General features: G+C 61.3%; 25 protein-coding genes. 16 read left to right on the forward strand and 9 right to left on the reverse strand.

Annotated features, from left to right (window positions below):
* Positions 1-192: 192 nt before the first annotated feature.
* Positions 193-1131: a LysR family transcriptional regulator gene (locus AB8841_RS02875; RefSeq protein WP_370435515.1), complete on the forward strand. Its 939-nt coding sequence runs from the start codon at positions 193-195 to the stop codon at positions 1129-1131.
* Between the two features lie 215 nt (positions 1132-1346).
* Here AB8841_RS02875 and guaD read toward each other — a convergent pair whose 3' ends face one another.
* Positions 1347-2729: a guanine deaminase gene (guaD, locus tag AB8841_RS02880; RefSeq protein WP_370434357.1), complete on the reverse strand. Its 1383-nt coding sequence runs from the start codon at positions 2727-2729 to the stop codon at positions 1347-1349.
* A gap of 212 nt (positions 2730-2941) precedes the next feature.
* The gene (locus AB8841_RS02885) at positions 2942-3832 is read right to left on the reverse strand and encodes a LysR family transcriptional regulator ArgP (RefSeq protein ID WP_370434358.1); all 891 of its coding nucleotides are present in this window, start codon (positions 3830-3832) and stop codon (positions 2942-2944) included.
* A 92-nt stretch (positions 3833-3924) separates the two neighbouring features.
* Between AB8841_RS02885 and AB8841_RS02890 the strand changes: the two genes are divergently transcribed.
* Positions 3925-4539 carry a LysE/ArgO family amino acid transporter gene (locus AB8841_RS02890; protein ID WP_370434359.1) on the forward strand — a complete coding sequence of 205 codons (615 nt, stop codon included), beginning with the start codon at positions 3925-3927 and terminating at the stop codon, positions 4537-4539.
* 22 nt (positions 4540-4561) lie between these two features.
* Here AB8841_RS02890 and AB8841_RS02895 read toward each other — a convergent pair whose 3' ends face one another.
* The 5 genes from AB8841_RS02895 to AB8841_RS02915 form a co-directional block, all read right to left on the reverse strand.
* On the reverse strand, positions 4562-5557 hold the full coding sequence (locus AB8841_RS02895; RefSeq protein ID WP_370434360.1) for an ABC transporter ATP-binding protein: 996 nt from the start codon (positions 5555-5557) through the stop codon (positions 4562-4564).
* The gene (locus AB8841_RS02900) at positions 5536-6534 is read right to left on the reverse strand and encodes an ABC transporter ATP-binding protein (protein WP_370434361.1); all 999 of its coding nucleotides are present in this window, start codon (positions 6532-6534) and stop codon (positions 5536-5538) included. The genes AB8841_RS02895 and AB8841_RS02900 overlap by 22 nt, the downstream gene beginning before the upstream one ends.
* Before the next feature lie 2 nt (positions 6535-6536).
* Positions 6537-7385: an ABC transporter permease gene (locus tag AB8841_RS02905; RefSeq protein WP_370434362.1), complete on the reverse strand. Its 849-nt coding sequence runs from the start codon at positions 7383-7385 to the stop codon at positions 6537-6539.
* A gap of 2 nt (positions 7386-7387) precedes the next feature.
* Complete coding sequence (locus AB8841_RS02910) at positions 7388-8329, reverse strand: ABC transporter permease (protein WP_370434363.1); 942 nt, start codon at positions 8327-8329, stop codon at positions 7388-7390.
* A 78-nt stretch (positions 8330-8407) separates the two neighbouring features.
* A complete protein-coding gene (locus tag AB8841_RS02915; protein WP_370434364.1) occupies positions 8408-9973 on the reverse strand; it encodes an ABC transporter substrate-binding protein in 1566 nt (521 codons plus the stop codon).
* A gap of 218 nt (positions 9974-10191) precedes the next feature.
* Here AB8841_RS02915 and AB8841_RS02920 point away from each other — a divergent pair, with 218 nt between their 5' ends.
* Positions 10192-10362, forward strand: a complete 171-nt coding sequence (locus tag AB8841_RS02920) for a hypothetical protein (protein ID WP_370434365.1) — start codon at positions 10192-10194, stop codon at positions 10360-10362.
* Between the two features lie 69 nt (positions 10363-10431).
* Here the strand turns inward: AB8841_RS02920 and AB8841_RS02925 are convergent, their stop codons facing one another.
* Positions 10432-11325, reverse strand: a complete 894-nt coding sequence (locus AB8841_RS02925) for a LysR family transcriptional regulator (RefSeq protein ID WP_370434366.1) — start codon at positions 11323-11325, stop codon at positions 10432-10434.
* 127 nt (positions 11326-11452) lie between these two features.
* On the opposite strand from AB8841_RS02925, the gene AB8841_RS02930 reads away from it, so the two are divergent.
* The 4 genes from AB8841_RS02930 to AB8841_RS02945 all read left to right on the forward strand — a co-directional run bounded on the left by AB8841_RS02930 (position 11453) and on the right by AB8841_RS02945 (position 14854).
* Positions 11453-11851, forward strand: coding sequence for a cupin domain-containing protein (locus tag AB8841_RS02930; RefSeq protein WP_370434367.1), 399 nt, complete (start codon positions 11453-11455; stop codon positions 11849-11851).
* A gap of 31 nt (positions 11852-11882) precedes the next feature.
* Positions 11883-12872, forward strand: coding sequence for an aldo/keto reductase (locus tag AB8841_RS02935; protein ID WP_370434368.1), 990 nt, complete (start codon positions 11883-11885; stop codon positions 12870-12872).
* Between the two features lie 99 nt (positions 12873-12971).
* Positions 12972-14033, forward strand: a complete 1062-nt coding sequence (locus AB8841_RS02940) for an NAD(P)-dependent alcohol dehydrogenase (protein ID WP_370434369.1) — start codon at positions 12972-12974, stop codon at positions 14031-14033.
* 83 nt (positions 14034-14116) lie between these two features.
* Positions 14117-14854, forward strand: a complete 738-nt coding sequence (locus tag AB8841_RS02945) for an SDR family oxidoreductase (protein ID WP_370434370.1) — start codon at positions 14117-14119, stop codon at positions 14852-14854.
* A 615-nt stretch (positions 14855-15469) separates the two neighbouring features.
* Here AB8841_RS02945 and AB8841_RS02950 read toward each other — a convergent pair.
* Positions 15470-15658 carry a hypothetical protein gene (locus AB8841_RS02950; protein WP_370434371.1) on the reverse strand — a complete coding sequence of 63 codons (189 nt, stop codon included), beginning with the start codon at positions 15656-15658 and terminating at the stop codon, positions 15470-15472.
* Between the two features lie 486 nt (positions 15659-16144).
* On the opposite strand from AB8841_RS02950, the gene AB8841_RS02955 reads away from it, so the two are divergent.
* From AB8841_RS02955 to AB8841_RS02995, 9 genes are all read left to right on the forward strand, one after another.
* Positions 16145-16699, forward strand: a complete 555-nt coding sequence (locus tag AB8841_RS02955; protein WP_370434372.1) for a heme NO-binding domain-containing protein — start codon at positions 16145-16147, stop codon at positions 16697-16699.
* On the forward strand, positions 16696-18408 hold the full coding sequence (locus AB8841_RS02960; protein WP_370434373.1) for a response regulator: 1713 nt from the start codon (positions 16696-16698) through the stop codon (positions 18406-18408). The genes AB8841_RS02955 and AB8841_RS02960 overlap by 4 nt, the downstream gene beginning before the upstream one ends.
* A gap of 150 nt (positions 18409-18558) precedes the next feature.
* Positions 18559-18933 carry a response regulator gene (locus AB8841_RS02965; RefSeq protein WP_370434374.1) on the forward strand — a complete coding sequence of 125 codons (375 nt, stop codon included), beginning with the start codon at positions 18559-18561 and terminating at the stop codon, positions 18931-18933.
* Positions 18934-19145: 212 nt separating this feature from the next.
* The gene (locus tag AB8841_RS02970; RefSeq protein ID WP_370434375.1) at positions 19146-20564 is read left to right on the forward strand and encodes an adenylate/guanylate cyclase domain-containing protein; all 1419 of its coding nucleotides are present in this window, start codon (positions 19146-19148) and stop codon (positions 20562-20564) included.
* A gap of 323 nt (positions 20565-20887) precedes the next feature.
* Positions 20888-22183 carry an epoxide hydrolase family protein gene (locus AB8841_RS02975; protein ID WP_370434376.1) on the forward strand — a complete coding sequence of 432 codons (1296 nt, stop codon included), beginning with the start codon at positions 20888-20890 and terminating at the stop codon, positions 22181-22183.
* Positions 22184-22474: 291 nt separating this feature from the next.
* Complete coding sequence (locus AB8841_RS02980; protein WP_370434377.1) at positions 22475-23044, forward strand: DUF1269 domain-containing protein; 570 nt, start codon at positions 22475-22477, stop codon at positions 23042-23044.
* 26 nt (positions 23045-23070) lie between these two features.
* Positions 23071-23373: a hypothetical protein gene (locus tag AB8841_RS02985; RefSeq protein WP_370434378.1), complete on the forward strand. Its 303-nt coding sequence runs from the start codon at positions 23071-23073 to the stop codon at positions 23371-23373.
* Positions 23374-23399: 26 nt separating this feature from the next.
* Positions 23400-23618, forward strand: a complete 219-nt coding sequence (locus AB8841_RS02990; RefSeq protein WP_370434379.1) for a hypothetical protein — start codon at positions 23400-23402, stop codon at positions 23616-23618.
* Between the two features lie 71 nt (positions 23619-23689).
* The gene (locus AB8841_RS02995) at positions 23690-24319 is read left to right on the forward strand and encodes an HdeD family acid-resistance protein (RefSeq protein WP_370434380.1); all 630 of its coding nucleotides are present in this window, start codon (positions 23690-23692) and stop codon (positions 24317-24319) included.
* Positions 24320-24345 lie beyond the last annotated feature (26 nt).

Genomic DNA, 24345 nt, shown 5'->3' on the forward strand with positions numbered 1-24345 from the left:
ATCGGTTTTTCGCGAGAACGATGCGCTGTTCTATCGTGGGAGCATCGAATTGATCCCAAAAGTGGATTCCACTTTTGGGTCCGATGCTCTCGCAGCCCGGTTCGTTGCTGCAGCACTCGATTGTGCTTCAAGCTTTGCAGTGTGCTCTTTAGCCAGTATGGTCCCTGCGAGGGACGTTCGCTGGTGGGCACATTGGATCATCTCCGTGATCTTGAGATCTTCGCGCAAGTCGTTGCAACCGGAGGCATGTCGACCGCGGCGCGGAATCTCGGTCTCTCGCCAGCCGTTGTCTCGAAGCGGATCCGCAGGCTCGAAGAGCGTCTCGGCGCGAGACTTTTGCAAAGGACAACCCGACAGCTCGCTCTGACTGAGATCGGCCAAGGCTTCTATGAGCGGGTCGTCCTAATCCTCGCGAGCATTGAAAATGCAGAGATGTGGGTTGCGCACGGAAGCGCCACGGTCCGGGGCTTGCTGCGGGTTTCCGCTCCGACATCGTTCGGGCGGATGCACATCGCTCCTCATTTGAAAGGGGTTCTCGACCTCTACCCGGCCTTGACCGTCGACCTCGTGCTTTCCGACGATTTCGTCGACATCATTCGTGACGGCTTCGACCTTGCAATCCGCATCGCGGATCTGGAAAACTCAAGTCTTATAGCGCGCCGGCTCGCGCCAAATCACCGCATTCTCTGTGCGTCCCCCGCCTATCTGGCGCGTCATGGGACACCTGAGTGCATCGATGACTTGAGCGGCCATGTGCTGCTTTCCCATATGGCGGCGGAGTGGCAACTCGAAGGGCCTGAAGGGTCGAGGCATGTTCGGGTGGACAGCCGTCTGAAGACCAACTCGAGCGAGGTTGTGAGAGAGGCGGTCATTGCGGGCATCGGGATTGCCTTAAGATCCACCTGGGATGTCGGGCCAGAGGTGAAAAGCGGTTCTCTTGTCCAAATTCTTCCCGAATACACGGGATCAAAGCGCGTCATCATCCAGGCCGTCTATCCGAGCCGACGGCATCTCGAACAAAAGGTTCGCGCGTTCATCGACTATTTCCAAGCCCTGTATGGAGACACGCCCTATTGGGACAAAGGTCTTAACGTACTGTCCTCCAACCAGGGTGGTTTCTCAACCGTGTGAAAGCTGGGGCGGGTCGGAAGGGGCAGACCAGGATCGATGGAGACCGCCTCAGTCCTATGCCGTCGCAGTCATTGAGAGCGTCGAACGCCGAAGTGGGCACCGGCTCTGCAGGAAACGATGCTCAATAACATGGACCTAACGCATCGGATGTGGGTTCGATTTCAGGTCCGATGCTGTCGAGGAGAAGGACGTCTCCTGTTTTCCCATGACTGAGCCTACCCACTCTTACGCGGAGTGAACGGGCTGCGCGCCACGATTTCTCCGTTGACCCAGGTCATCGCAATGTTGCTGCGCGTCGCGTTCAAGACGAGCTTTTGAAAGAGATCCTCGATCGTGTCCAGATCCGGCGACCAACCGACATTTGAGCCAGGAGCGTGGAGGTCGATGACGAGCGCATCAAACTTGCAGCCGAGAGCGAACTTTCCGACAGGCAGTCCCAGAGCCTCGCCGCCTCCGGCCGTCGCCAGCCAGAAGGCTTCGGAAACCGAGATGGCCGAGCCTGTTACGCCGCGCTCCTCCGCGGACAGGCACGGATCGACGCCACTCTGGCGTGCACGGGATGCCAGCAAGGCATGACGGCATCCGTCCAGCATCGATGGGCTATGTCCGGCAGAGATATCGCTTCCCAGTCCGACATGCACGCATTTGTCCAGTGCCGCCCGCAACGGGAACACGGCATTTGCAAAGTAGAAGTTGGAAAGTGGGCAATGTGCGACGGCTGCTCCCGTCTGTTGGATCAGTGTCAAATCGTCATCGGTGACAAAGTTGGAATGAGCCAGGATAGTGTTCTGACGCAACAATCCGAAACGAGCCAGAACTTCCGCGTCGCTCGCTCCAAATCGCTCCCGAACGAAGCCGCTTTCCCAATCGCTTTCCGAACAATGTGTCTGGACCGGGCAATCCAATTCCTCAGCAAGCTTTCCGAGGCCCTCGAGCAGGGCGTCAGTGCAGCTCGGAATGAACCGTGGCGTGATGATAGGGCGGACAAGTGCATCCTCGTCATTGGCAAGCTCCCGGACGCGTTGGACGAAGGCGCGGGTCTCCCTCACCGCCGTAGAGGCATCCGCATCGCGATAGAAGTCCGGACATTGATGGGGATCATCCATCGCGACCCTGCCTACGAAGGCTCTCTGCCCCTTCGCGAGACAGATCTCCGCAAGCGCAAGGGAGGCTTCAAGGTGAATGGTCGCAAAGTACACCGCCGTGGTCGTGCCATTGGCGAGCAGAGCTTCGACGAGAGAAGAGTAGACCTCACGGGCAAATGAGAGATCGGAGAAACGTGCTTCGAGAGGAAACGTATATTTCTGCAGCCATACCTCGAGCGGGGCATCCAAAGCCTTTCCCAGCTGCGGCCACTGCGGGGCGTGGATGTGCAGATCGACAAGGCCCGGCAGGAGAAACTGGCCGTCCTGAAGCTCGATCAGGCTGCATTGGCGCTCGGCCCGGGTCCTGATCTCGGCGGAGCGCGGATGGTCCTTGGGGAGGATCTCGGAAATCGTGCCAGCAGCGTCTATCAGGATCAGGATGTTTTCCAGAATTTCCAGGCGTCCGCGCGTGGGCGTATGAAACGCCGTGCCTGCAATAACCCTGTCCGGCATCCGATCATCCTTCCTCATTGGTCGAGAGAACGTCATACGGTGCCGCCGCAGGCTGGCAAGGGATTCCTTGGGCGCTGTCATGACCGCAGATTACCGGTGTTCCGTCGAGAGCGGGGCTGCCGTATGCCTACGTTGGCGAGATCGCGCGGACAAAATCCTGAAAAATCAAAGCCTTATGGCGGCCTCCGCTCCTGCAGGGAACTGGATGACGTCTATGCTTCGAGTTCGCGACAGAAGTGCCTGGCTTCGCGCATGACCGCGCGGGTCAAAGGGGCCAGCACAGAGCTCACGATCCGGCTCGGCTGCCAGAATAAGGGAACATCCAAAGGTTGATCCGGCCTGAGCGCAACCAGCCTCCCGGTGCGAAGGTGGTCTACCACGAGCGGTTCCGGGTTCATGCCCCAGCCGATTCCGGCCAGGGCCGCGTCCACGAAGGCCTGGGAGGAGGGAAGCCAGTGAAGCGGGGGATGAAGGTCGGTTCCGAACACCTGCCGCAGCCATTCTGCCTGGAGCCGGTCCTTCTGATTGAAGGTCAAACAAGGGGCGCGTGCAGCCGCGAGTTCACTGACTCCATCGGCAAACCACCGGGAGCAATAGCCTGGGCTCGCGGTCGCAATATAGCGCAGGGCTCCGAGGGGATGACAGTCGCAGCCCTGGACGGGCGTGCTGTGGGCCGTCACGGCCGCCGCCACCTCGCCGCGTCGCAGCCATTCCGCACTATGGTCCTGATCATCCAATACGAGATCGAACAGGTATCCCTCTGTCCTTGCCATCGCTGGGATGAACCAGGTCGCGAGACTGTCGGCATTGACGGCAATCCGCAGGGTTACCGGCCGGCTTGCGCCTCCAAGGCCTGGGAGGCTCTCGTGCAGGGAACTCTCAAGCATCGCGACCTGCTCGACATGCTGGCACAGGCGCTGGCCGACCTCGGTCGCCGTGCAGGGCTGACCCCGGACCACGAGCACGACCCCGAGCCGCTCCTCAAGCAGTTTGACCCTCTGCGAGATGGCTGAGGGCGTGACATTGAGGTGGTGCGCGGCCCGCTCGAAGCTCCCGGTCCGGAGGACCGCCGCGAGGGCGGAGAGATGCGCATAATCGAGCATGAATTAGTATCTCTAATGCGGTATGAGTAAATTTAACTATCCTAATTCTGAAGCCTGACTTAGCTGATGTCGACCCATAATCGGAGTTCGGCATGACGATTCCTTTCTTCGCAGGTTTTATGCTGGGTTTGAGCCTGATCCTCGTCATTGGGGCGCAGAACGCTTTCGTTCTGCGTCTGGGCCTAAAGGGCGAGCATGTCCTTCCGGTCGTCCTGACTTGCGCCCTGTCCGATGCCGCGCTGATCCTGGTCGGGGTTGCCGGATTTGCTCATCTGAACGCCATCATGCCCTGGGTCGAGCCAGTCATGCGATATGCAGGCGCGGCTTTTCTCATCGTGTACGGTGTTCGTAGTTTCAGATCTGCGTTCTCCACCACGGCGGGCCTGAAGGTTTCAGGAACAACCTCGATGACCCTTCAAGGCGCTCTGCTCACCTGTTTGGCGCTCACCTGGCTCAACCCACACGTCTACCTTGATACGGTCGTGCTGATCGGAACGATCTCGACGCAGTTCGACGAGGGGCGGGGGCTGTTCGCGCTCGGGGCCATGCTTGCATCCGTCACTTTCTTCTTCTCGCTTGGCTACGGTGCACGCCTGCTACGCCCTTTCTTCGCTCGACCCGGGACGTGGCGGGTTCTCGATGCGGGCATCGGTCTCGTGATGTGGGCCACCGCGGCAAGGGTGCTGCTGCCTTCAGGGCCGGGATAGACACCAAGCGGAACGACAGCCTTTATGCCGCACCGGGCCTTTCATCATTTGCAAGGTCATAATGGCAGGCAAATTCATGGCCGCCTCCTGCCTGACGCAAGTTCGGCCGAACGCGCGCGCACTCCTCGGTCGCCATCGGGCATCTGGTGCGGAACACGCAGCCGGAGGGGGGATCCATCGGAGACGGAATATCGCCTCTGAGCACCCCGCGGATCTTCGGTGCGTCCCGATCGGCCTTCGGCGAAGCGGCGAGCAGCGCGCGCGTATAGGGATGGCGCGGTCGCATAGACACGTCCGCCGCGGACCCGATCTCCATGATGCGCCCGAGATACAGCACCGCGATGCGGTCGCACATCAACTCGACAACATCCAGGTCATGGGAAATGAACAGCATCGCCAGGTCGAAACGCTGCCGCAGGTCCTGCATCAGATTGATCACCTGAGCCTGAACGGACACGTCGAGCGCGGAAACCGGCTCGTCAGCCACGATCAGCTTCGGCTCCACGGCCAAAGCACGGGCAATTCCGATACGTTGGCGTTGCCCTCCCGAGAACTCATGCGGGAAACGCGACATGTGTGCTGCGGGCAGGCCGACGATCTCCAAAAGCTCTCCAATCCGCTCGGTGCGTCGAACGCCGGTGGCAAGGCGGTGGGCATCAATGGCCTCGCCGATGATGTCACGGACGCGCAATCGCGGGTTCAGGCTCGCATAAGGGTCCTGGAAGACCATCTGGGCGTTGCGGCGCAGCGATCTCAGTTGCCGTTCGGGATAGGTGGAGATGTCCTCGCCCCTGAACTTGATTGCGCCCGACGTCGGGTCGATAAGCCTTAGGACCAGGCGGCCGATCGTGCTCTTGCCCGAACCGGACTCGCCGACCAGGCCTAGCACTTCGCCTGGAGCCACATGGAAGCTGACATCCTCGACCGCGCGGACGAGATGAGGGGCTCGCCCGAAATGTTTCGTCAGGCCCTCGACGGCCAGAAGCGGCGACCCACTCACGCGGCGATCTCCCGCCATCTCAGACAGCGCACGCTGCGATCCATCTCGGTTTCCAGCGCGACCGCACCCAGGCGGCACGGGCCAACCGCCCGGTCGCAGCGTGGCGCGAAGGCGCAGCCGTCCTGAACTCTCCCGATCGAACCGGGGATCGACTGCACCAGGCGTCGTCCATCTGCTCCGCGCCGGGCGCGGGCGGGCAGGCAGTTCAACAATGCGCTCGTGTAGGGATGGCGTGGTGTGCGGAAGATCTCCCCGACCGTGCCGGTCTCGACGACCTGGCCGGCATACATGACAGTCACCCGATCTGCGATCTCGGCGACGACACCGAGATTGTGGGTGATGAACAGCACGCCCATGCCGACCTCCCGCTGAAGGCGTTGAATGAGCGCAAGGATCTGAGCCTGAATGGTCACATCGAGGGCCGTGGTCGGCTCATCCGCGATGAGCAGCGAAGGATTGCAGGACATGGCCAGCGCGATCATCACTCTCTGACGCATCCCGCCCGACATCTGATGCGGGTATTCGCGGACACGCCGTCTGGCGTCCGGGATCTCCACAAGATCGAGCATCTCTTCCGCCCGCTTGAGGGCCGCAGCGTGGCCGAGCCCCATATGCAAGCGAATGGGTTCGGCGATCTGTTCACCGATAGTCAGGACCGGGTTGAGGCTCGTCATCGGCTCTTGGAAGACCATCGCGATCTCCGCGCCGCGCAGCTTGCGCAACTCGGGCAGCGGCAGGGCCGAAAGGTCGGCAATTGTTCCGGACCGTTGGCGGAACAGAATCCTTCCCCCGGAAACGCGCCCGGTGAAACGCGGCAGCAAACCCATGATGGCGAGGCTCGTCACGGATTTTCCTGAGCCCGATTCGCCCACGAGAGCGACGGTTTCTCCCGGAGCGACGGAAAGCGTCACCCCGCGCACGGGTGTGACGTCTCCGTCCTCGGTGCGAAAGCTGACCTCAAGATCCTGAATCGATAGGAGTGAAGGCATATGCATGCTCACAGCGCCTTCCGGAGTTTGGGGTCGAGCATGTCTCGCAGTCCATCGCCGACGATCTGAAGCGAGAGGGCAGCCGACACGATGGCGATGCCTGGAAAGAGTACGACCCAGAAGGCCTGGTCCGCATATTGCTGCCCGGAAGCGATCATGGTCCCCCAGGTCGGCAGTTCCGGGGGCACGCCCGCGCCCAGGAAGGAGAGGGCGGCCTCGGCCAAGACGGCATAGGCGTAGATGAAGGTCGCCTGCACCAGAACCGGCGAGGCGACATTCAGGAAGATATGAACGGACAGAATCCGCCGTGTCGAGACACCCAATGCGCGAGCGGCCTCGACGAACGGCAATTCGCGGATCACCAGGGTCGAGGCACGCACGACACGGATGACCCGCGGCGTGTAGACGATGGACAGTGCGAGTACGACATTGAAAGCAGACGCTCCAAGGACGGCGACCAGAAAAATCGCCAGCAGAATATCGGGAAGCGCCATTGACGCGTCGACAGCCCGCATGATGGCACCATCGAGAGACCGGAAGTATCCGGCAAGGAGGCCGAACAGCGTACCGAACGTCATCGAGACGAGTACCACGGCGAACCCGATACCAAGCGAAGCGCGGGCGCCATAGATGATCCGCGACAGAATATCCCGTCCGAACTCGTCGGTACCCAGCCAGTTCAGCTCGCTTGGCGGCTTGAGACGGCGAATGACCTTGATGGCCGTCGGTTCGTAGGGAGCGACCCAAGGAGCAAGGAGCGCCATCAGCATGATGACGCACAGCACGATGAAGGCGAAGAAAACGAGTCTCCGCCGGAACATGAGACGGAGAAACAGGAGGAAGGGGGATCGTGCCATGATCAATACCGCACGCGAGGATCGACAAAGGTGTAAATGATGTCGATCAGCAGGTTGATCAGCACGTAGATCCCGGCCACGACGATGAGCGCACCCTGGATGACAGGGTAGTCCCGGCGCAGCACGGCCGAAACCACGAGATTTCCAATGCCCGGAAGCCCGAATACGGTTTCGGTGACGATCGCGCCGCCAACCAGCAGGGCGGCCGTGAGACCGACAACGGTGATGATCGGAACGAGGGCATTGCGGAAGGCGTGATGCAGAATCACGCGTGCTTCGGATAGCCCCTTCGAACGTGCGGTACGGACATAATCGTCATTGAGCACGTCGAGCATGCTGGCTCGTGTGAAGCGGACGATCAGAGCGGAATTGGCGATTCCGAGAACGGTCGCGGGCAGTGCCAGATGAAGGATGCGTTCCATGAATGCGGCGCCCGGCTCGCCGTATCCGGCGACAGGAAACCAACCGAGCCGGACAGCGAAGAGCTGAATGAAGATCAGACCGAGCCAGAAACTCGGGATATTCGCTGCCAGCATGGCGAGACCGCTGACGGTCTGATCCACAAGACGACCACGCCACACGGCGGAGACGATGCCGGCCGGAATGCCGACCAGCGCGGCAATGAGAACAGCCAAGAGCGCCAGGAAAAAGGTGGGTTCTGCCCGTTCCGCGATCGCCTGGATCACAGGACGCTGCAGGAAGATCGACTGGCCGAGATTTCCCGTCGAGATCTCCTTGAGCCACAGCGCGAATTGAACGAGGATCGGCTTGTCGAGCCCGTAGACCTCCCGTAGCCGAGCGATATCCTCAGGAGTTGCCTGGTCCCCCAACATGAGAGCTGCCGGATCCCCCGGCGCCAACCGGGTGAGAAAGAAGACCATCGTGGCGACCAAAAACATCACGATGATGAGGCTGCCGAGACGCCGGATGAGCTTGAGCCACATTGCTTCCTGCTCCGAGACAAGGAGGCGGAGGCGACAATCTCGCCTCCACTGTTGTTCTTTTAAGCAAAGGTCGTCTGCTTACTTGGCGAGCTCGACGTTCCAGAATGCTGGCCATGGCATCGGCGTGTAGCCCTTCATCTTCGCCGATACGCCGCTCAGCGCCGCGAAGTTGCCGACGCGGATATACGGAACTTCGTCATAGACGACCTGCTGGACCTTGCCCCAGAGAGCACCGCGCTTTGCCGGGTCCGGCTCGCTGTTGAAGGCTGCAAGGGCGGCCTCCTTGGCGGGCGTCTGCCACCATCCCGGCGCGCCGTCGCCGAGCTGCGGCGGCGACAGCATGGGTTCCGGCAGGAATGCGGAGTGGGTAATATAAACGTCCCAGAGTGCAGGGTCGCCGCGTCGCTGGATCAGGGTCGCCCAATCGACCACGTCAAGCGAGACGTTGAAGCCGGCCGCCTTCAACTCCTCGGCCAGCACCAGCGCAATGCGATTATGGAAGTCGTACTGCTTGGAGTTGAGGATCCGAATGGGAGTGCCGTCGTATTTGGCTTCCGCCAACAGCTTCTTGGCGCTCTCGGCATCGCCTTTGTTGTATTTGTCGGTGCCGCCTGTGGAGTAGAAGGGAGATCCTTTCGGGAAGTGCTCTCCGGCAACCTGATAGAATTTCGGATCACCGAAGCCCGCGAGCAGAAGCTCCTCCGCATTCAATGCCATCTGGAACGCCTGACGGATCTTCGGATCCGCCATCGGTCCCTGCTTGGTGTTCACCGGAACATAGGGGAAGCCATACGGCATGGTCACCACGGCTGTCACACCTGAGGCCGAGGATACCCTTTTGTTGCTCTCGACGGGGAGCTGATCGGCGAACTGATACTGGCCTGCGACGACGCCCTCGACACGCGTGTTGGCGTTCGGGACGGGAATGAAGCGCAATTCATCGATCTTCGCTTCGCGTTTGCCCGCATAGCCGCTCGCGGGCTCGGTCCGAGGCGTATAGCCGTCGTGTTTCACCATGACGACATACTGATCAGGCTTGCGCTCACGGAACTTGTAGGGGCCGGTGCCGATGAACTCGATGAGAGGGTTGGCAATGGACTCCTTCGCCATGATGGCGGCGAAACCGGACGGGAGTGCGAGATGGGCCAGCAGCGCCGGCTGGACCTCCGAGAGAGCGATCTCGACCGTCAGCGGTCCTTTCGCGGAAATCGAGGCAATGCTCTTGGCAAGCCCCTTGCCGCGCGGAGTCATCTCGACCCACCGCTTGAGGGAGGCGACGACGTCCTCGGCATCAAGGGCGCGTCCGTTGTGGAGCTTCACGTCCTTGCGGATCTCGATGGTGTAGGTTTTCCCGTCGGCCGATATCTTTGGCATCTCGGCAGCCAGCATCGGCTGGACTGCCCATTGAGCATCGAAGGTAAACAGCGGCTCGTAGACATGTTGCATGATAAGGCCGACGAGATCGGCCGTGGATGCCATCGGATCCAGAGATTGTGGCTCGCCGACCATGGCCAGATTGGCACTGGTCGCCGCCTGTGCCCAAACCGGGTTCGGCGCGAACAAGGCGGCTGCAGCCATTCCGGTTGCAACAAGACCAAGTCCGCGCCTCGTGAGCGCGCCTGTGCGATCCTGACGATCTTTCATGCAGTCCTCCATCGATCCGCCCACCACGTTCCCTTATATCTCGATAGGCGATGATGAAAATTTATTGAGTTGCTTCGCAGACTGTCAATTCCCTCGGTCAAAAAGTCGTCGAAACTAGCCATAATACTGAGGGGGCAGCGAAGCTGCTTGTAACAAGATTAGCATATTTATGGAATTTACTTTCATAGATGGGGATCGGGTCAAAGGGGATCTTTGAGATGAGCTTTGATCTCGTCCTGCCATATCGGCGCGTGATCGACCCATCCCACGCGGTCAGCCTCGATACGACGACGCTTCTGCCGCTCTTGTCCACCACGCCATCCTTTCCGGGCGACGTCTGGTTCTTGGCCTGTTCTGATACGAGCTTGGTTATTGCGAAGGCGATTTGATGATGATCCGCAAGGATCCGGGAAATCACAGCCTCACTTCGCTCATCCGTCGACTGTCGCCATGCGTTGTCAGTCTCGATAGCGCAGCGCATCCACCAGCAATGCGAAAGCCGGCGCGTGCTGCCGGCGGCTCGGGTAATAGAGATGGTAACCCGAAAACGGCGGACACCAGTCGCTGAGAACGTGAACAAGCCGACCGTTGTCGAGATGTGCCTGAACGTGGTCCTCCATCAAGTAGGCCAATCCGAGCCCGGACAGCGCCGCTTTGAGGGCCATGGTCGTCGTGTTGAACACGAGCCGCCCCTCGACCCGCACCTTAAGCTCTCGCCCATCCTGCTCGAACTCCCAAGCGTAGAGCCCCCCAGCGGTCCGCATGCGCAGGTTGATGCAGGCATGATCGACGAGGTCTTGCGGCTTTGTCGGTCGGGGGTGTCCCGCGAAGTAGGATGGCGCCCCGACGACAGCCATCCGCAGCTCCGGCCCAATCCGCACCGCGATCATGTCCTGCGCGAGATGCTCGCCAAGCCGCACGCCGGCATCGTACCGCTCGGCGACGATGTCGGTGAGGCCATTGTCGATATCCAGTTCCACCTTGATGTCGGGGTATTCCGGCAGCAGCCGATCCAGGACAGGCCAGAGAATCGTCTCGGCCGCATGCTCGCCCGTGTTGATGCGAATGGTACCGGCAGGTTTCTGGCGGAGTTCGCTGAGCGCCGCCAGCTCGGAATCGATCGTTCCGAAGGCGGGGGCGAGGGTTCGCAGGAGGCGCTCGCCCGCCTCGGTCGGTACGACGCTCCGGGTCGTGCGGGACAGGAGACGGATTCCGAGCCTCTCCTCAAGGCGTCGCATCGCGTAGCTGAGCGCTGACTGGGAGGTGCCGAGCTTGGCCGCGGCTTTCGTGAAGCTGCGCTCCTCGGCCACCGCGAGAAACGTCATCAGGTCAGCCAGTTCGTCGCGCTGCATTCATGAATCTCCGATATAAGATCATGCTGATTTCTTGATCTAATCGCCGAAACCCTTGAGCGCTAGATCTGCGCCTGTCCGTCTTGGCCCCGTCCAGATGGAAACCTGAAAGCGCAGGAGACAAACGATGGAGATCAAGCGAAGCGGTTCGCAACCCTCCGGAAAAGGCCCGTCGGAATGGTTCACCGCAACGGTGCGGATCGATCCCTTATTCAGTCCGCCCGCCCCGGCTCGGGTTGCAGGCGCCCTCGTGACGTTCGAGCCCGGGGCGCGCACGGCCTGGCACACTCATCCCTTGGGCCAGACCCTGATCGTCACGTCCGGCTTGGGCTGGGTGCAGCGCGAAGGCGGCCCCATCGAAGAGATCCGGCCCGGCGATGTCGTTTGGTTCGAGCCCGGCGAGAAGCATTGGCATGGTGCCACGCCCACTACGGCCATGAGCCACATCGCCATTCAGGAAAAGCTCGACGGCTCGCCTGTCGACTGGATGGAGCACGTCACCCAGGAGCAGTACCTCGGCGGCTGATCGACCGACGTCCCATCGAAGGAGAATGCACATGCACAAGCGGAAACTCGGCAAGAGCGATTTGGAGGTGTCGGCCATCGGGCTCGGTTGCATGGGCCTAAGCTATGGCTATGGCCCCGCCACGGATACGCAGGAAGCGATCGCTCTGATCCGAACGGCTTTCGAACGGGGTGTCACCTTCTTCGACACTGCCGAGGCCTATGGTCCTTACAGGAACGAAGAGCTTCTGGGAGAGGCTCTGGCTCCTATCCGCGACCAGGTGGTGATCGCCACCAAGTTCGGCTTCGAGTTCAATGAGGAAGGCGACCAGAGCGGCATGAACAGCCGCCCCGCACACATCCGTGAGGTCGCCGAGGCCGCGCTCAAGCGACTGAGGACCGACCGCATCGATCTCTTCTATCAGCACCGTGTCGATCCGGACGTGCCGATCGAGGATGTGGCGGGAACCGTGAAGGACCTGATCCGAGAAGGCAAGGTCAAGCATTTCGGCCTCTCGGAAGCAGGAGGGCAGACGATCCGCCGCGCCCATGCGGTGCAGCCGGTTTCAGCGCTCCAGAGCGAGTATTCCCTGTGGTGGCGCGAGCCCGAGCAGGAGATCCTACCGACCCTGGAGGAGCTCGGCATCGGGTTCGTTCCCTTCAGCCCGCTGGGCAAGGGCTTTCTGACGGGCGCGATCAACGAGAGCACGAGCTTCGGTCCCAAGGACTTCCGCAATGTGGTTCCGCGCTTTTCCTCTGAGGCACGAAAGGCGAACCAGGCTCTTGTCGACCTGCTCAGGCAGATCGCGGCCCGCAAGCAGCTAACCTCCGCTCAGGTCGCTCTCGCCTGGCTGCTGGCGCAGAAGCCTTGGATCGTGCCGATCCCCGGGACCACGAAGCTGCATCGCCTGGAGGAGAACATCGGAGCGGCGGATGTCACACTGACGCCGGATGATCTGCGTGACATCGAGAATGCGCTCTCTCACATCACAGTCCAAGGCGATCGATATCCCGCACACCTCCAGGCGAGGATCAACCGCTGACGCAAACCCGCGTCCGCAGACAACCATCCGACATCCTGGTCGATGCCGGACGGCTCGAGTGACGTTCAACAGACCAACGAAGCCAATCGAAAGTACACAATGGCAAGCTTCCGCTACAAAACCTTTGGCTACGCGGCTCCGTCTGCCGGAGCCCGTCTTCAACCCTTCTCCTTCGAGCGCCGTGCCATGCGCCCGAACGACGTCGCGATGGAAATCCTCTACTCCGGCGTCTGCCACTCGGACCTGCACTGGGCTCGTAACGATTGGGGCTGGTCCAACTATCCGGTCGTGCCCGGCCATGAGATCGTCGGCCGCGTGATCGAGGTCGGCTCCGAGGTTACCCGCTTCAGGGCCGGCGATCATGTGGCGGTCGGCTGCATGGTCGATAGCTGCCAGCATTGCGACCAGTGCCGCAGAGGCGAGGAGCAGCTCTGCCGCGAAGGCAATACCGGCACTTATGGCGGCTTCGACCGCATTACGCAGGAGATGACCCATGGAGGCTATTCCAAGCACATCGTGGTGCGCCAGGAGTTCGTCCTGCGCGTGCCCGACGGGCTCGACCTCTCTCGGGCGGCCCCACTGCTGTGCGCGGGCATCACGACCTACTCGCCCCTGCGCACATGGAATGCGGGCCCGGGCAGCCGCGTCGGTGTAATCGGCCTCGGGGGGCTCGGCCACATGGCCGTGAAGCTCGCAGCGGGTCTCGGGGCTCATGTGACGGTCATGAGCCGCACGCCCGACAAGCGGGCCGATGCGCTGGCGCTCGGGGCCGACCGCTTGCTCGTCTCCACCGATCCGGACGCGATGGCGCAGGCGGCCAGCAGTTTCGATCTCATCATCGACACCGTTCCCAACAAGCACGATCTTAATCCGTATCTACCGCTGCTGGATATCGACGGCACGTTGGTGATCGTCGGCCAGATCGGCCCGCTCGACGAAATGTCAACCGTACCGCTCCTGCTGGGGCGGCGGCGGGTTGCCGGTTCTCCGATCGGTGGCATCCGTGAAACCCAGGAAATGCTCGACTTCTGCGCCCGTAAGAACATCCTGCCCGAGACCGAGACGATCCGGATGGACGAGATCAACGAGGCCTATGAGCGCATGGAGCGGTCCGACGTGCGTTATCGTTTCGTGATCGATATGGCCTCGCTCACGACCTGATCGTCATAACCCCGATGCGCTGCCAAATCCTCAAGAAGCAGCGGCGCACCGGCTTCCTGAATTGCAACCGCAAGGAGAGCCACATGGCCCAAGGGATCAAGGACAAGGTCGTCGTCATTACAGGCGCCAGCAGCGGTTTGGGCGAAGCCGCTGCGCGCCGTCTGGCGCAGGACGGAGCCAAACTGGTGCTCGGGGCACGGCGCCTGGATCGACTCCAGATCCTCGCCGAGGAGCTTTCGCTGGGCCAAGACGCCGCCGTGCGGACCGACGTCACGCAGGTTGATCAGATCAAGCGGCTGGTGGACCATGCTGTCGAATGCCATGGCCGCATCGATGTGCTTCTCAACAATGCCGGCCTGATGCCGCACTCGCCGCTCGAACGCGGCAAGGTGGAGGATTGGGACCGCATGATCGATGTGAACATCAAAGGCGTCCTCTACGGCATCGGCGCGGCACTGCCGTACATGAAGGAGCAGAGAAGCGGCCACATCATCAACGTGTCGTCGGTGGCGGGCCACAAGGTGCGGGCGGGCGGCGCGGTCTACTCCGCGACCAAGCACGCGGTGCGCATTATCTCCGAGGGTCTGCGACAGGAGGTGAAGCCCTACAACATCCGCACCACCATCATATCGCCCGGCATGGTGGCAACGGAACTCCCGGACAGTATCACCGAGTCCGACATCGCTGAGGCCATGCGCAAGGCCTATGAGCGCGCGATCCCGGCGGAATCTTTCGCCAGCATGGTGGCTTTCGCCATGAGCCAGCCGGACGATGTCGACGTGAACGAGATCCTCTTTAGGCCGACCAGCCAGGAGTACTGAGCCAAGGGCGGAACGGCAGCCCCCAACGCTCTCCCGATCATGAGCGAGAGCGTTGGGGGCCGAGCTTGGGCGCGGGAGGCCGCAGGCCGCAGGCTTACAACTCGATCGAGCGCATCGAACGCGGGACGTGGGAACTGGTTTTGCGTGACAAGATGCTCGACCCCATAGACTGACAGAATCGGATGTGGGCTCGTTGACACGTTCGATGCTGTAAGCTCGGCAAACAGGTCGAAGAAGTAACCATGGGTTGCCTGAGACCCGGTAACATCGAGACAGTGGCACTTCGAAATGTCGTTCACGACCGCAACTGGCCGATTGACGAGGTGGCTCCGCCTATCGTGCCGGGCTGTGGCGCAATGGAATGATGCCGGAAGGTTATGCACACAACCTTGAAGCCCTGATACGAGCGAGCGCTGATTACAGGCGACTTCGAGCCAGCGCGTTACGTTAATTCATGGTTTACGAAAGAATGAAACAGGCTGATCGACAGCAACAATCAGGAGCTTCATGAGTTGGAGGCCTGAAGGTGCTTCCTCCCAAAACCTTCCAACTGGCCCCATCAGTCGAACAATTCTGGTGGGGCTTCTTCGTATGCAGAGCTTTGACAAGTCCTCCTCATCCAAGGCTTGGATCTGTAATATCGCTAAAGTGAACCATTAGAATCGGTCGGTCCGCCTCGTCCACGATCTCAACCAGGAAGGCATTCTGCTGCTCAGCGGTCAAGGTCTTCCAGTAAGGCACAGCCTCGGTAAAGGCTCTGATGATCCGCGCAGCAACGCCTCGCGCTCGATCAACATCAGCCAAGTTGAAACTTCTTGGGTATCTGACGCGCTTCTGCTGGTTTGAGACGAAGAACCTAAATTGGGGCATGGCAAGAATATTAGCACAGATACTCCCACATTAAGCGGCTCTTAGGTGTTAGTTCACATTGCTGAAGCGATCAGTTCAGACGCTTGGAAGAACCGCCGCCCTGCAGGATCAACTCGTTGTGGAGGGACAATGCGGCTCCCGACAGCCCCAGGGCCTTGTCGGATCACCAAAGCAGGCGTGCCATGGCACCCTTCCTGATGAGCCAAACCCAATCGGGAGGACGAAATCTACAGCGCCAAGAGTTCGTGTGGGTTCCCTTACTTTAGACACAGGACTCGTCGAATATCGCTGTACGCTGGCTCGCCAGTGGTCGGTCGCAACGGATATCTTCAGTGTCAATCGGGCCGTTGGGCAAGGCGGGCTCTGATCATCAAAGGACGTCGGCTCAAGAATTGCGACGGAACCGTAGGTTCTCAGAACATGAAGGGAATCGTCTTCACCGAGTTCCTTGAAATGGTTGAGAGAAAGTTCTCGCCGGAACTCGCTGACGCCATAATCGAAGAGGCTGAACTTCCTTCGGGAGGGGCCTATACGAGCGTCGGAACTTACGATCACAGGGAAATGGTCAAGCTCGTGTCGTGTCTTAGCAACGAGACGGGCATCAGCACCGCCGATCTCTTGCGGTCATTCGGCATATACATGTTTGAGCGATTCTATGTCTTGTTTCCCGAGTACTTCGACGGAATCGACACTTCTTTTCGCTTTTTGGAGCAGATCGAAAATTACATTCATGTCGAAGTGCGCAAGCTATACCCTGAAGCGGAGTTGCCGACTTTCGAGTGTGATACATCCCAGCCGGGATCTCTGCGTCTTACCTACAGATCCACTCGCCCGTTCGCCAGCCTGGCCGAGGGCTTGATCTGCGGTTGTGTGGCTCACTTCGGAGAGGATGCTGACATTGAAGTCGAGGACCTCTCGAATGGAGCCGGGACTAAGGCCTGCTTTCTTGTCTCCCGACGAGGTAGCTCGCCGTGAGTACACTTGAGCAGCTTGAGCGGCGTCTGGAGCGGGAGAGGCAAGCGCGAAAGGCGGCTGAGGCGATCGCCGAGGAAAAGACGCGGGAGATCTACGACGCGAACATCCGCCTGCAGCAGCTCAACAATCATCTGGAGGAACTTGTGCGGCAGCGAACTGCCGAGGTTGCCGCGGCCCGCGATGAAGCCATCCAGGCAAGTCAGGCAAAATCGAATTTTCTCGCGAGCATGAGCCACGAGCTCAGAACACCCCTGAACGCAATTATCGGTTATAGCGAGATTCTCCTTGAGGAGACGGACGATTTGACGAGGCCCGAGCTCAGGCCGGACCTCGAAAAGATCCGCGGTGCCGGCAAGCACTTACTCGGGCTGATCAACGACATTCTCGACCTGTCGAAGATCGAGGCTGGAAAAATGGATCTCTTCCTCGAGAGTATCGACATTTCCGCCCTCGTTGCTGACGTGAGTGCGACCGTTCAGCCGCTGATGGCGAAGAACAGCAACACGTTTGACGTGCATTGCGGTCTCGACCTCGGAGTCGCGCATTCCGACCAGACAAAGATGCGGCAGATCCTGCTGAATCTCCTCAGCAATGCGGCGAAGTTCACAAAGGGCGGTCGGATCATACTCTCGGCCAGGCAGTCAACCAGAGAGGATCGTGACTGTCTGGAGTTCGAGGTTTCAGACACCGGCATCGGAATGACGATCGAACAGATGGCGAAACTGTACTCGCCCTTCAGTCAGGCCGACGTGTCGACGACACGAAACTATGGTGGAACTGGACTCGGACTGGCGATCACTAAACATTTCTGTCTCATGCTCGGTGGCGATGTCGCGGTCCGGAGCGAACTCGGCAAGGGTTCAAGTTTCATCGTCACTCTCCCGGCCGTCTGTCGTACCGACGAGACGACGTCTCCCGAGCGGGCAGAGGGCACGTCCGGCACCGTGTTAGTGATCGACGACGAGCGCGCCACACACGATCTCCTGGAGCGGGAGCTCGGCGCGCGTGGCTACAGGGTGGTGCATGCTGCAGGTGGGCGCGAGGGGTTGCGGCTTGCACGCGAGGTGAGGCCGGATGCCATTACGCTTGACGTCATCATGCCTGAGTTTGATGGTTGGGCCGTATTGCGGGAGCTCAAGGCGGACCCGGATCTGAAAGGCATTCCGGTGGTCCTTGTGACGATCCTGGGCGACCGGGAGATGGGCTATGCCCTTGGTGCCGCGGATTACTTGACGAAGCCGATCGATCCCGAGGCTCTGCTCGGTGTTCTGGGATGTTTCCGCGGGCGCCGAGGCGATCTTTCCGTTCTGGTCGTCGATGACGATCCAATGACACGTGAGATGCTGCGGCGGATCCTGTCGAAGCGAGGCTGGTCGGTGACCGAAGCCGCTGATGGCTCCGATGCCCTTTCCGCTCTAGGTCGGGGGGCACCGGCGGTGGTCCTTTTGGATCTGATGATGCCTGGAATGGACGGATTCGAAGTGCTTGACACAATGCGCCGGGAGGCCTCTTGGCGTGATATTCCCGTCGTCGTGGTCACGGCCAAGGACCTGTCCATCGAGGAGGTCTCATGGTTGAACCAGCATGCCGAAAAGATTTTCCAGAAGGGGGCCTATAAGCGATCCGAACTTGTGGGCGTTATTCACGACATGATTGCGAGAGGCACGGGAATAAGCGTCTCACGCCGGTCTGCGAGCGATGCTCGCTAGTGCATCGGACGGGAAAAGTGGATTTGCACTTATGGGTTCGATTCGATGCTCCCTTCTGAGATGAGCGCATCGTTCCTGCGAAAAACCGGGACCACTTTTTCGCACGATGCGCTAGCTATTTGGTCTTTTTCCTGAGCGCCGGAGACGATCATGCCCACGATCCTGCTGGTCGAAGATAACGAGTTGAACCGTGATATGCTCTCGCGCAGGCTCGTGCGTAAGGGATACGACGTTCTCATTGCCGAGGATGGTGCCAAAGGGTTGAGCGCTGCGGCCGAAGGCAAGCCGGATCTCATTCTGATGGATATGAGCCTGCCGGTTGTCGATGGTTGGGAAGCGACACGAAGGCTCAAGGCGGAGCCAAGGACGCGATCCATCCCGGTGATCGCCCTGACGGCGCACGCCATGTCGAGTGATCGGGAAAAAGCCGTGTCGGTAGGCTGTGACGACTACGACACCAAGCCGGTTGAACTGGAACGCCTGCTCGCGAAGATCGAACGCCTTCTCCAGGCTGGCTCCTCATGATCAGAAGTTTACGATCATCGACGAATGACGCTCTCGATCACCCCACTCATGGAAGTCAGGTACGCGCGCGTCTCACCCATGTCCGGCAGGAACTTCTGGCTCCAGTGAGTGCAATTGCAGGCTATTCCGATATGCTTTGTGATGAGGCAGCCCGGCTAGGCCTATCGGGGCTCATGCCAGACATAGGACGGATCCGGGAGTCTGCCGAGGTCTTGCTCGGGCTTGTCGAGAGGCTTCTCGGCGCCGATGTCCCGGCGCCTCGCGGCGAGGGGGAGAGCCTGTCTGGGTTCCAGGAGCGGTTGCTCCATGACCTCCGCAATCCACTCAGCGCCATCAAGGGCTATAGCGAGATGCTGCTCGAAGATCTCAGTGATCTCAGGGCTGTGTCGCTTCGCCAGGACCTCGAACAGCTTCAGACCGAGACGATCCGGCTCCTTTCCAGTCTGGAATGGATCGTCAACCTCACCTGCTATCAAGCCGAACCTGCTGCGACCGAGGCGGAGCAGACGCAGCTCCAAAGTACCGACTTTCTGCTCGGAACGCGAACGCCCGGGCTTACTCGGGAGCGTCCGCGGGAAACAGGGAAGATCCTGGTCGTCGACGACAATGCCAGCAATCGTGGTCTTCTCCTGCGGCGGTTGGAGCGTGAAGGGCATCAGGCGATCGAGGCCATCTCAGGGGAGCAGGCTTTGCAAATCCTCAGGGTTGAAGAAGTCGATTTGATGCTGCTCGATCTGATAATGCCCGACATGAATGGCCTTCAGGTGCTCGAGCGATTGAAGACGCATGAGCGCTTCCGGGATATCCCGGTCATCATGATCTCGGGGCATCAGGAGACCGCCAGCGTCATCCGCTGCATTGAGGCAGGCGCTGAGGATTATCTGCCCAAGCCTTTCGATCAGGTTCTTCTCCGCGCCCGCATCAATGCCTGCTTGGAGCGGAAGCACTGGCGCGATCGTGAGCTTGGCTACCTTGCACAGCTTAAGACCGAAAAGGAGAGATCGGATGCTCTCCTCCGCAATACCCTGCCTGGGCAAATAGTGGACCGTCTCAATGGTGGAGAGGTGGTGATCGCCGACCGGTTCGAGAGCGCCACCATCCTGTTCTGCGATCTGGTGGGATTCACCAAGGTGGCCGCGCGTGTAGCGCCAGGTCGACTCGTCGAAAATCTCAACCGGATCTTCTCAGCCTTCGATACCCTTGCGGAGAGTCTGGGCATCGAGAAGATCAAGACAATCGGCGACGCCTATATGGCTGCTGCAGGTCTTCCCGAGGCCAGGCCGGACCATGCCGAGGTCATGGGTGAGCTGGCCCTTCAGATGCTTGGGGCACTCGAGCAGATCAATCGGGATACCAAGGTCCGCTTTCGCGCGAGGATCGGAATGCACTCAGGTCCGGTCGTCGCCGGCGTGATCGGCAGGAACAAGTTCATCTATGACGTCTGGGGCGACACGGTCAACGTCGCAAGCCGCCTTGAAGCCTGCAGCCTGCCGGGACACATTCAGGTCTCGGAGGAGCTGCGCGGCGCACTCGAGAACTATTATGAGTTCGAGCCGCGCGGCGTCATCAGTGTCCGGGGTAAGGGGAGAATGACAACGTCATTCCTAACAGCCAGGAGACGTAAGGCATAAATCGGCGAAAGATATTGCAATGGCCGCGGCCTCGAGATGCACAAAGCCTCGAGGCCCTCTCTGCGCATCGGACAGAGGTTCTATTTCACGCCCAATGCTCAGGGATGCGCAACCGTATGCTCGAAGCCTGAGCGGATCCTCCTCCCGACAACGAGGAGGACAGATCCAATGCCGCTTTCCGGTCATGGCAAGAAGGCGTATCATGATCCCATACATCAAGGTCCTGCGTTGGATTGGCTCTCCCGACGAGCCGCATTCAACCGACCTTTCGTCGACGTCGTTTTTGCGTTGCGTGGTTTGCTTGGCCACCAGGGAGAATGACGATGTCCGACCTCATCGCCACAGCTGCTGCGCTTGTCGCCATGTCGGTAACGGTGCTCGCCGTCAGTCTGGTCCCTGTGCCTCTGGCGGCGCAACCCGCTCAAGCGGGCACGGCGACTGAGGATATCGGGGTCCGCCCCTTCCATGTCGATATCCCCGACTCGGCGCTCGCAGACCTTCGGCGCCGTATTGCCGCAACCAAGTGGCCGAAGCAGGAAACGGTCCCGGATCCCTCGCAAGGCGTGCAACTCGCAACCATGCAGGCTCTCGCGCGCTATTGGTCGACGGATTACGACTGGCGCAAGGTCGAGGCGAGATTGAACGCCTTGCCGCAGTTCATGACGAGCATCGACGGACTGGACATTCATTTCATCCACGTTCGTTCGCCCCATCCGGACGCATTGCCGGTGATCATCACCCACGGATGGCCCGGATCGATCATCGAGCAGTTGAAGATCATCGAGCCGCTGACCGACCCCACGGCCCATGGCGGGACTGCATCGGATGCCTTCGACGTAGTGATCCCGTCGCTGCCCGGACACGGGTTCTCAGGGCAACCTACCGCTCCCGGCTGGGACCCGCAGCACATCGCCCGCGCCTGGGCCGTGCTGATGAAGCGCCTCGGCTACACACGGTTCGTGGCGCAAGGCGGCGACTGGGGCGATGCGGTCTCGGAGCAGATGGCGTTGCAGGCGCCTCCGGAACTGCTTGCCATTCACACCAACATGCCGGCCACCGTGCCCGACGAGATCGCCAAGGCGCTCCAGGACGGCGGCCCTCCACCGTCGGACCTCTCCGCTGACGAGAAGCATGCCTACGATCAGCTCGACTATTTCTACAAGCATGGCCTGGCTTACGCTCAAGAGATGAGCAACCGCCCGCAGACGCTGTACGGGATCGAGGATTCGCCCATCGGCCTCGCCGCCTGGATGCTCGACCACGACATCCGCAGTTACGAACTCATCGCGCGGGTCTTTGACGGCCAACCCGAGGGTCTGACGCGCGACGACATCCTCGACAACATCACGCTCTACTGGCTGACGAACACGGCGGTCTCGTCGGCGCGCCTGTATTGGGAGAACAAGCTGGCCTTCTTCGCTCCAAAGCACATCACCATTCCGGTGGCCGTAAGCGTCTTTCCGGACGAGATCTATGCCGCTCCGCGGAGCTGGGCCGAGAAAGCGTTTCCCGGGCTGATCCACTATAACCGCCTCGACAAAGGCGGGCACTTTGCCGCCTGGGAGCAGCCGGAACTCCTGACCCAGGAACTCCGAGCCGCATTCAAGTCATTGCGCTGACAGAATGGGAGCCGCGTGTCCGCGATGCGGTGCGCTGTCGGATTTTCGCCATCATGCGGCGGTTAAGTGATCTCGGAAAGCCTCGGGCGGCCGTGCCGCGCCAGCGCCCCGCGCCTGACGGGCGGGGCGTGCGAACAGGATCCTGCAGGGGCGAGCGCGGCTTCAGGGTTGTTCCCGGTGAGATCGGGCGTTGTGTGGCGTCGGGGTTTGCTCAACTGTCCCGCAATCCGCGGCCGACATCCACGTTGCACACCGGACAGGGGCCGCACCGCTTCCAGAGGAGTCCGGTCGATGGCTGAACTGGTGGTCGTCGGGTTCGACAGCCCGACCGATGCGGACCGCGTCCTGACCGAGCTGACGCGCCTGCAGAAGGAATACCTGATCGATCTCGAGGATGCGGTGGTCGCGATCCGCAGCCCGGATGGCACGGTGCGCATCAAGCAGAGCGTCAACCTGGTGAGCCTGGGCGCGGCCTCGGGCGGCCTGCGCGGCGCCCTGTGGGGCAGCCTGATCGGTCTGTTGTTTCTCAATCCGCTCGCCGGCTTTGCCATCGGCGGGGCGGTCGGGGTCGGCTCGGGCGCGCTGAGCGGGAGCCTGATCGATTACGGCATCAACGACGACTTCATCAAGGGGATCGGCGCGACGCTCAAGCCCGAGACCTCGGCGCTGTTTCTGCTGATCCGCAAGTCGCAGCCCGAGAAGGTGCTCGCCGAGCTGGCGGGGTTCAAGGGCCATGTGATCCGCTCGTCGCTGTCGCCCGAGCAGGAAGCCAAGCTCCAGGCGGCGCTGGCTCGGGCGCACCCGCCGAGCCCGAGCGAGGGTGTCGAGTCTGCGGGCGGGATGGCGGCGTCACCGGCGTAAGGGGCCAAGCGGCACAGGAGAGCGCGATGCTGTCACGACGGTTGTTTCTGACGTGGATCCTGGGCACGGCGGCGGCCACGACGGTCGGGGTTGCGACCGAGGCCGCGGCCCAGCCTAGCCGCGAACCGGGCCGGCCGAGCCGGCCCGGCCCCGGTCGTCCTGGTCCCAGTCGTCCTGGCCGGCGGCCGCCGCCGCCGCGGCGGCGCCCTGAGCGCCGGCCGCGGCCGCGTTCGGGCTTTGTCTGGGTGCCGGGACGCTGGGTCTGGAGCGCCCGGCGCGGGCGCTGGGTCTGGCGGGACGGCTATTGGCGCCGGCGGCGGCGCTGGTAGCGGCCTGCGCGCAGGAGGAGGCGCCGATGCGGTTGGGCGTGAACGTCTCGGCCCCGCTGATGTATGGCCTGAGCTGGATCCTGCTCGGGGCCGCGATCCTGATGGTCGTGCTCGCCGGCGCGACCGCGCTTGGCCTGGACTGGCTGCCGGTCGCGCCGGTCACGGACCTGATCGCCGCGGCGCTCTGTGGGCTGCTGGCCATGGCGTGCCGCTCGCTCGGCCGCCGGTTCGAGCAGCCGATCTAGGGGCGCGGGACAGGGGGGATGTCGCGTCGGCCCGCCTGCCCAGGGGCTGACCTGAGCTGCCGGAGGGCGCAATGGGTCGTGATGATGCCGTGCCGGATCCCGCGGCGCCCCGCCTGAGGCAGCCCCCGTATTGGCTTCGCGGGGTGTTGAGCGTTGTCATGATCCTGGGCGGGATGATGATCTTGGCCGACGTCGCGGTCGCCTCATCTATCAGCCCGCCCCTCATCGGGGCAGCCGCCATCGTCGTGGGCACCTTCGAGATCGTCCATGCAGCGTGGACGCGCGGCTGGGGCGGCCTTGCATGGCAGATGCTGCTCGGGCTGCTTTACATCGTCCTGGGCCTCGTGCTCGTCGGCGCGACAGGCTCGGGTGTCATGGTGCTTTCCCAGGTCTTTGTTCGCTCGGCCCGGCAGGGCGAGCTGCTGCTTGCCTACAGCCTCGGGTTGCTGCTGCTGCTGTCGGGGATCGTGCGTGTCCTTTGGGGAGGGAGCCTTTGGCAGGAGAACGGCTGGGTCATGCTGCTGTCGGGTGCATTCGGCGTTGCGGCAGGGCTCATCGTTCTGGCCGAATTCCCGAAGACGGGCTTCTGGGTGTTCGGGCTCCTGCTCGGGATTGACTTCATCCTGCACGGTGCGGCGTGGCTGGGCTCCGCGTCACTCTGGGGTGGCAGGCCGCCACATGCCAGAGATGTCAGGCATTGAGGTCGATGTCTCGAGATCGGACCACG

The sequence above is a fragment of the Microvirga sp. TS319 genome, assembly GCF_041276405.1.
Lineage (GTDB): Bacteria > Pseudomonadota > Alphaproteobacteria > Rhizobiales > Beijerinckiaceae > Microvirga.

Bases quoted from the DNA above. Each gene is read 5' to 3' on its own strand.
- AB8841_RS02980 (WP_370434377.1), top strand. From the start codon at position 22,475: ATGGCTGAACTGGTGGTCGTCGGGTTCGACAGCCCGACCGATGCGGAC.
- AB8841_RS02955 (WP_370434372.1), top strand. From the start codon at position 16,145: ATGAAGGGAATCGTCTTCACCGAGTTCCTTGAAATGGTTGAGAGAAAG.
- AB8841_RS02930 (WP_370434367.1), top strand. From the start codon at position 11,453: ATGGAGATCAAGCGAAGCGGTTCGCAACCCTCCGGAAAAGGCCCGTCG.
- AB8841_RS02965 (WP_370434374.1), top strand. From the start codon at position 18,559: ATGCCCACGATCCTGCTGGTCGAAGATAACGAGTTGAACCGTGATATG.
- AB8841_RS02890 (WP_370434359.1), top strand. From the start codon at position 3,925: ATGACGATTCCTTTCTTCGCAGGTTTTATGCTGGGTTTGAGCCTGATC.
- AB8841_RS02910 (WP_370434363.1), bottom strand. From the start codon at position 8,329: ATGTGGCTCAAGCTCATCCGGCGTCTCGGCAGCCTCATCATCGTGATG.
- AB8841_RS02905 (WP_370434362.1), bottom strand. From the start codon at position 7,385: ATGGCACGATCCCCCTTCCTCCTGTTTCTCCGTCTCATGTTCCGGCGG.
- AB8841_RS02945 (WP_370434370.1), top strand. From the start codon at position 14,117: ATGGCCCAAGGGATCAAGGACAAGGTCGTCGTCATTACAGGCGCCAGC.
- AB8841_RS02920 (WP_370434365.1), top strand. From the start codon at position 10,192: ATGAGCTTTGATCTCGTCCTGCCATATCGGCGCGTGATCGACCCATCC.
- AB8841_RS02925 (WP_370434366.1), bottom strand. From the start codon at position 11,325: ATGCAGCGCGACGAACTGGCTGACCTGATGACGTTTCTCGCGGTGGCC.
- AB8841_RS02985 (WP_370434378.1), top strand. From the start codon at position 23,071: ATGCTGTCACGACGGTTGTTTCTGACGTGGATCCTGGGCACGGCGGCG.
- AB8841_RS02940 (WP_370434369.1), top strand. From the start codon at position 12,972: ATGGCAAGCTTCCGCTACAAAACCTTTGGCTACGCGGCTCCGTCTGCC.
- AB8841_RS02975 (WP_370434376.1), top strand. From the start codon at position 20,888: ATGTCCGACCTCATCGCCACAGCTGCTGCGCTTGTCGCCATGTCGGTA.
- AB8841_RS02885 (WP_370434358.1), bottom strand. From the start codon at position 3,832: ATGCTCGATTATGCGCATCTCTCCGCCCTCGCGGCGGTCCTCCGGACC.
- AB8841_RS02990 (WP_370434379.1), top strand. From the start codon at position 23,400: ATGCGGTTGGGCGTGAACGTCTCGGCCCCGCTGATGTATGGCCTGAGC.
- guaD (WP_370434357.1), bottom strand. From the start codon at position 2,729: ATGCCGGACAGGGTTATTGCAGGCACGGCGTTTCATACGCCCACGCGC.
- AB8841_RS02895 (WP_370434360.1), bottom strand. From the start codon at position 5,557: ATGGCGGGAGATCGCCGCGTGAGTGGGTCGCCGCTTCTGGCCGTCGAG.
- AB8841_RS02995 (WP_370434380.1), top strand. From the start codon at position 23,690: ATGGGTCGTGATGATGCCGTGCCGGATCCCGCGGCGCCCCGCCTGAGG.
- AB8841_RS02900 (WP_370434361.1), bottom strand. From the start codon at position 6,534: ATGCATATGCCTTCACTCCTATCGATTCAGGATCTTGAGGTCAGCTTT.
- AB8841_RS02935 (WP_370434368.1), top strand. From the start codon at position 11,883: ATGCACAAGCGGAAACTCGGCAAGAGCGATTTGGAGGTGTCGGCCATC.
- AB8841_RS02915 (WP_370434364.1), bottom strand. From the start codon at position 9,973: ATGAAAGATCGTCAGGATCGCACAGGCGCGCTCACGAGGCGCGGACTT.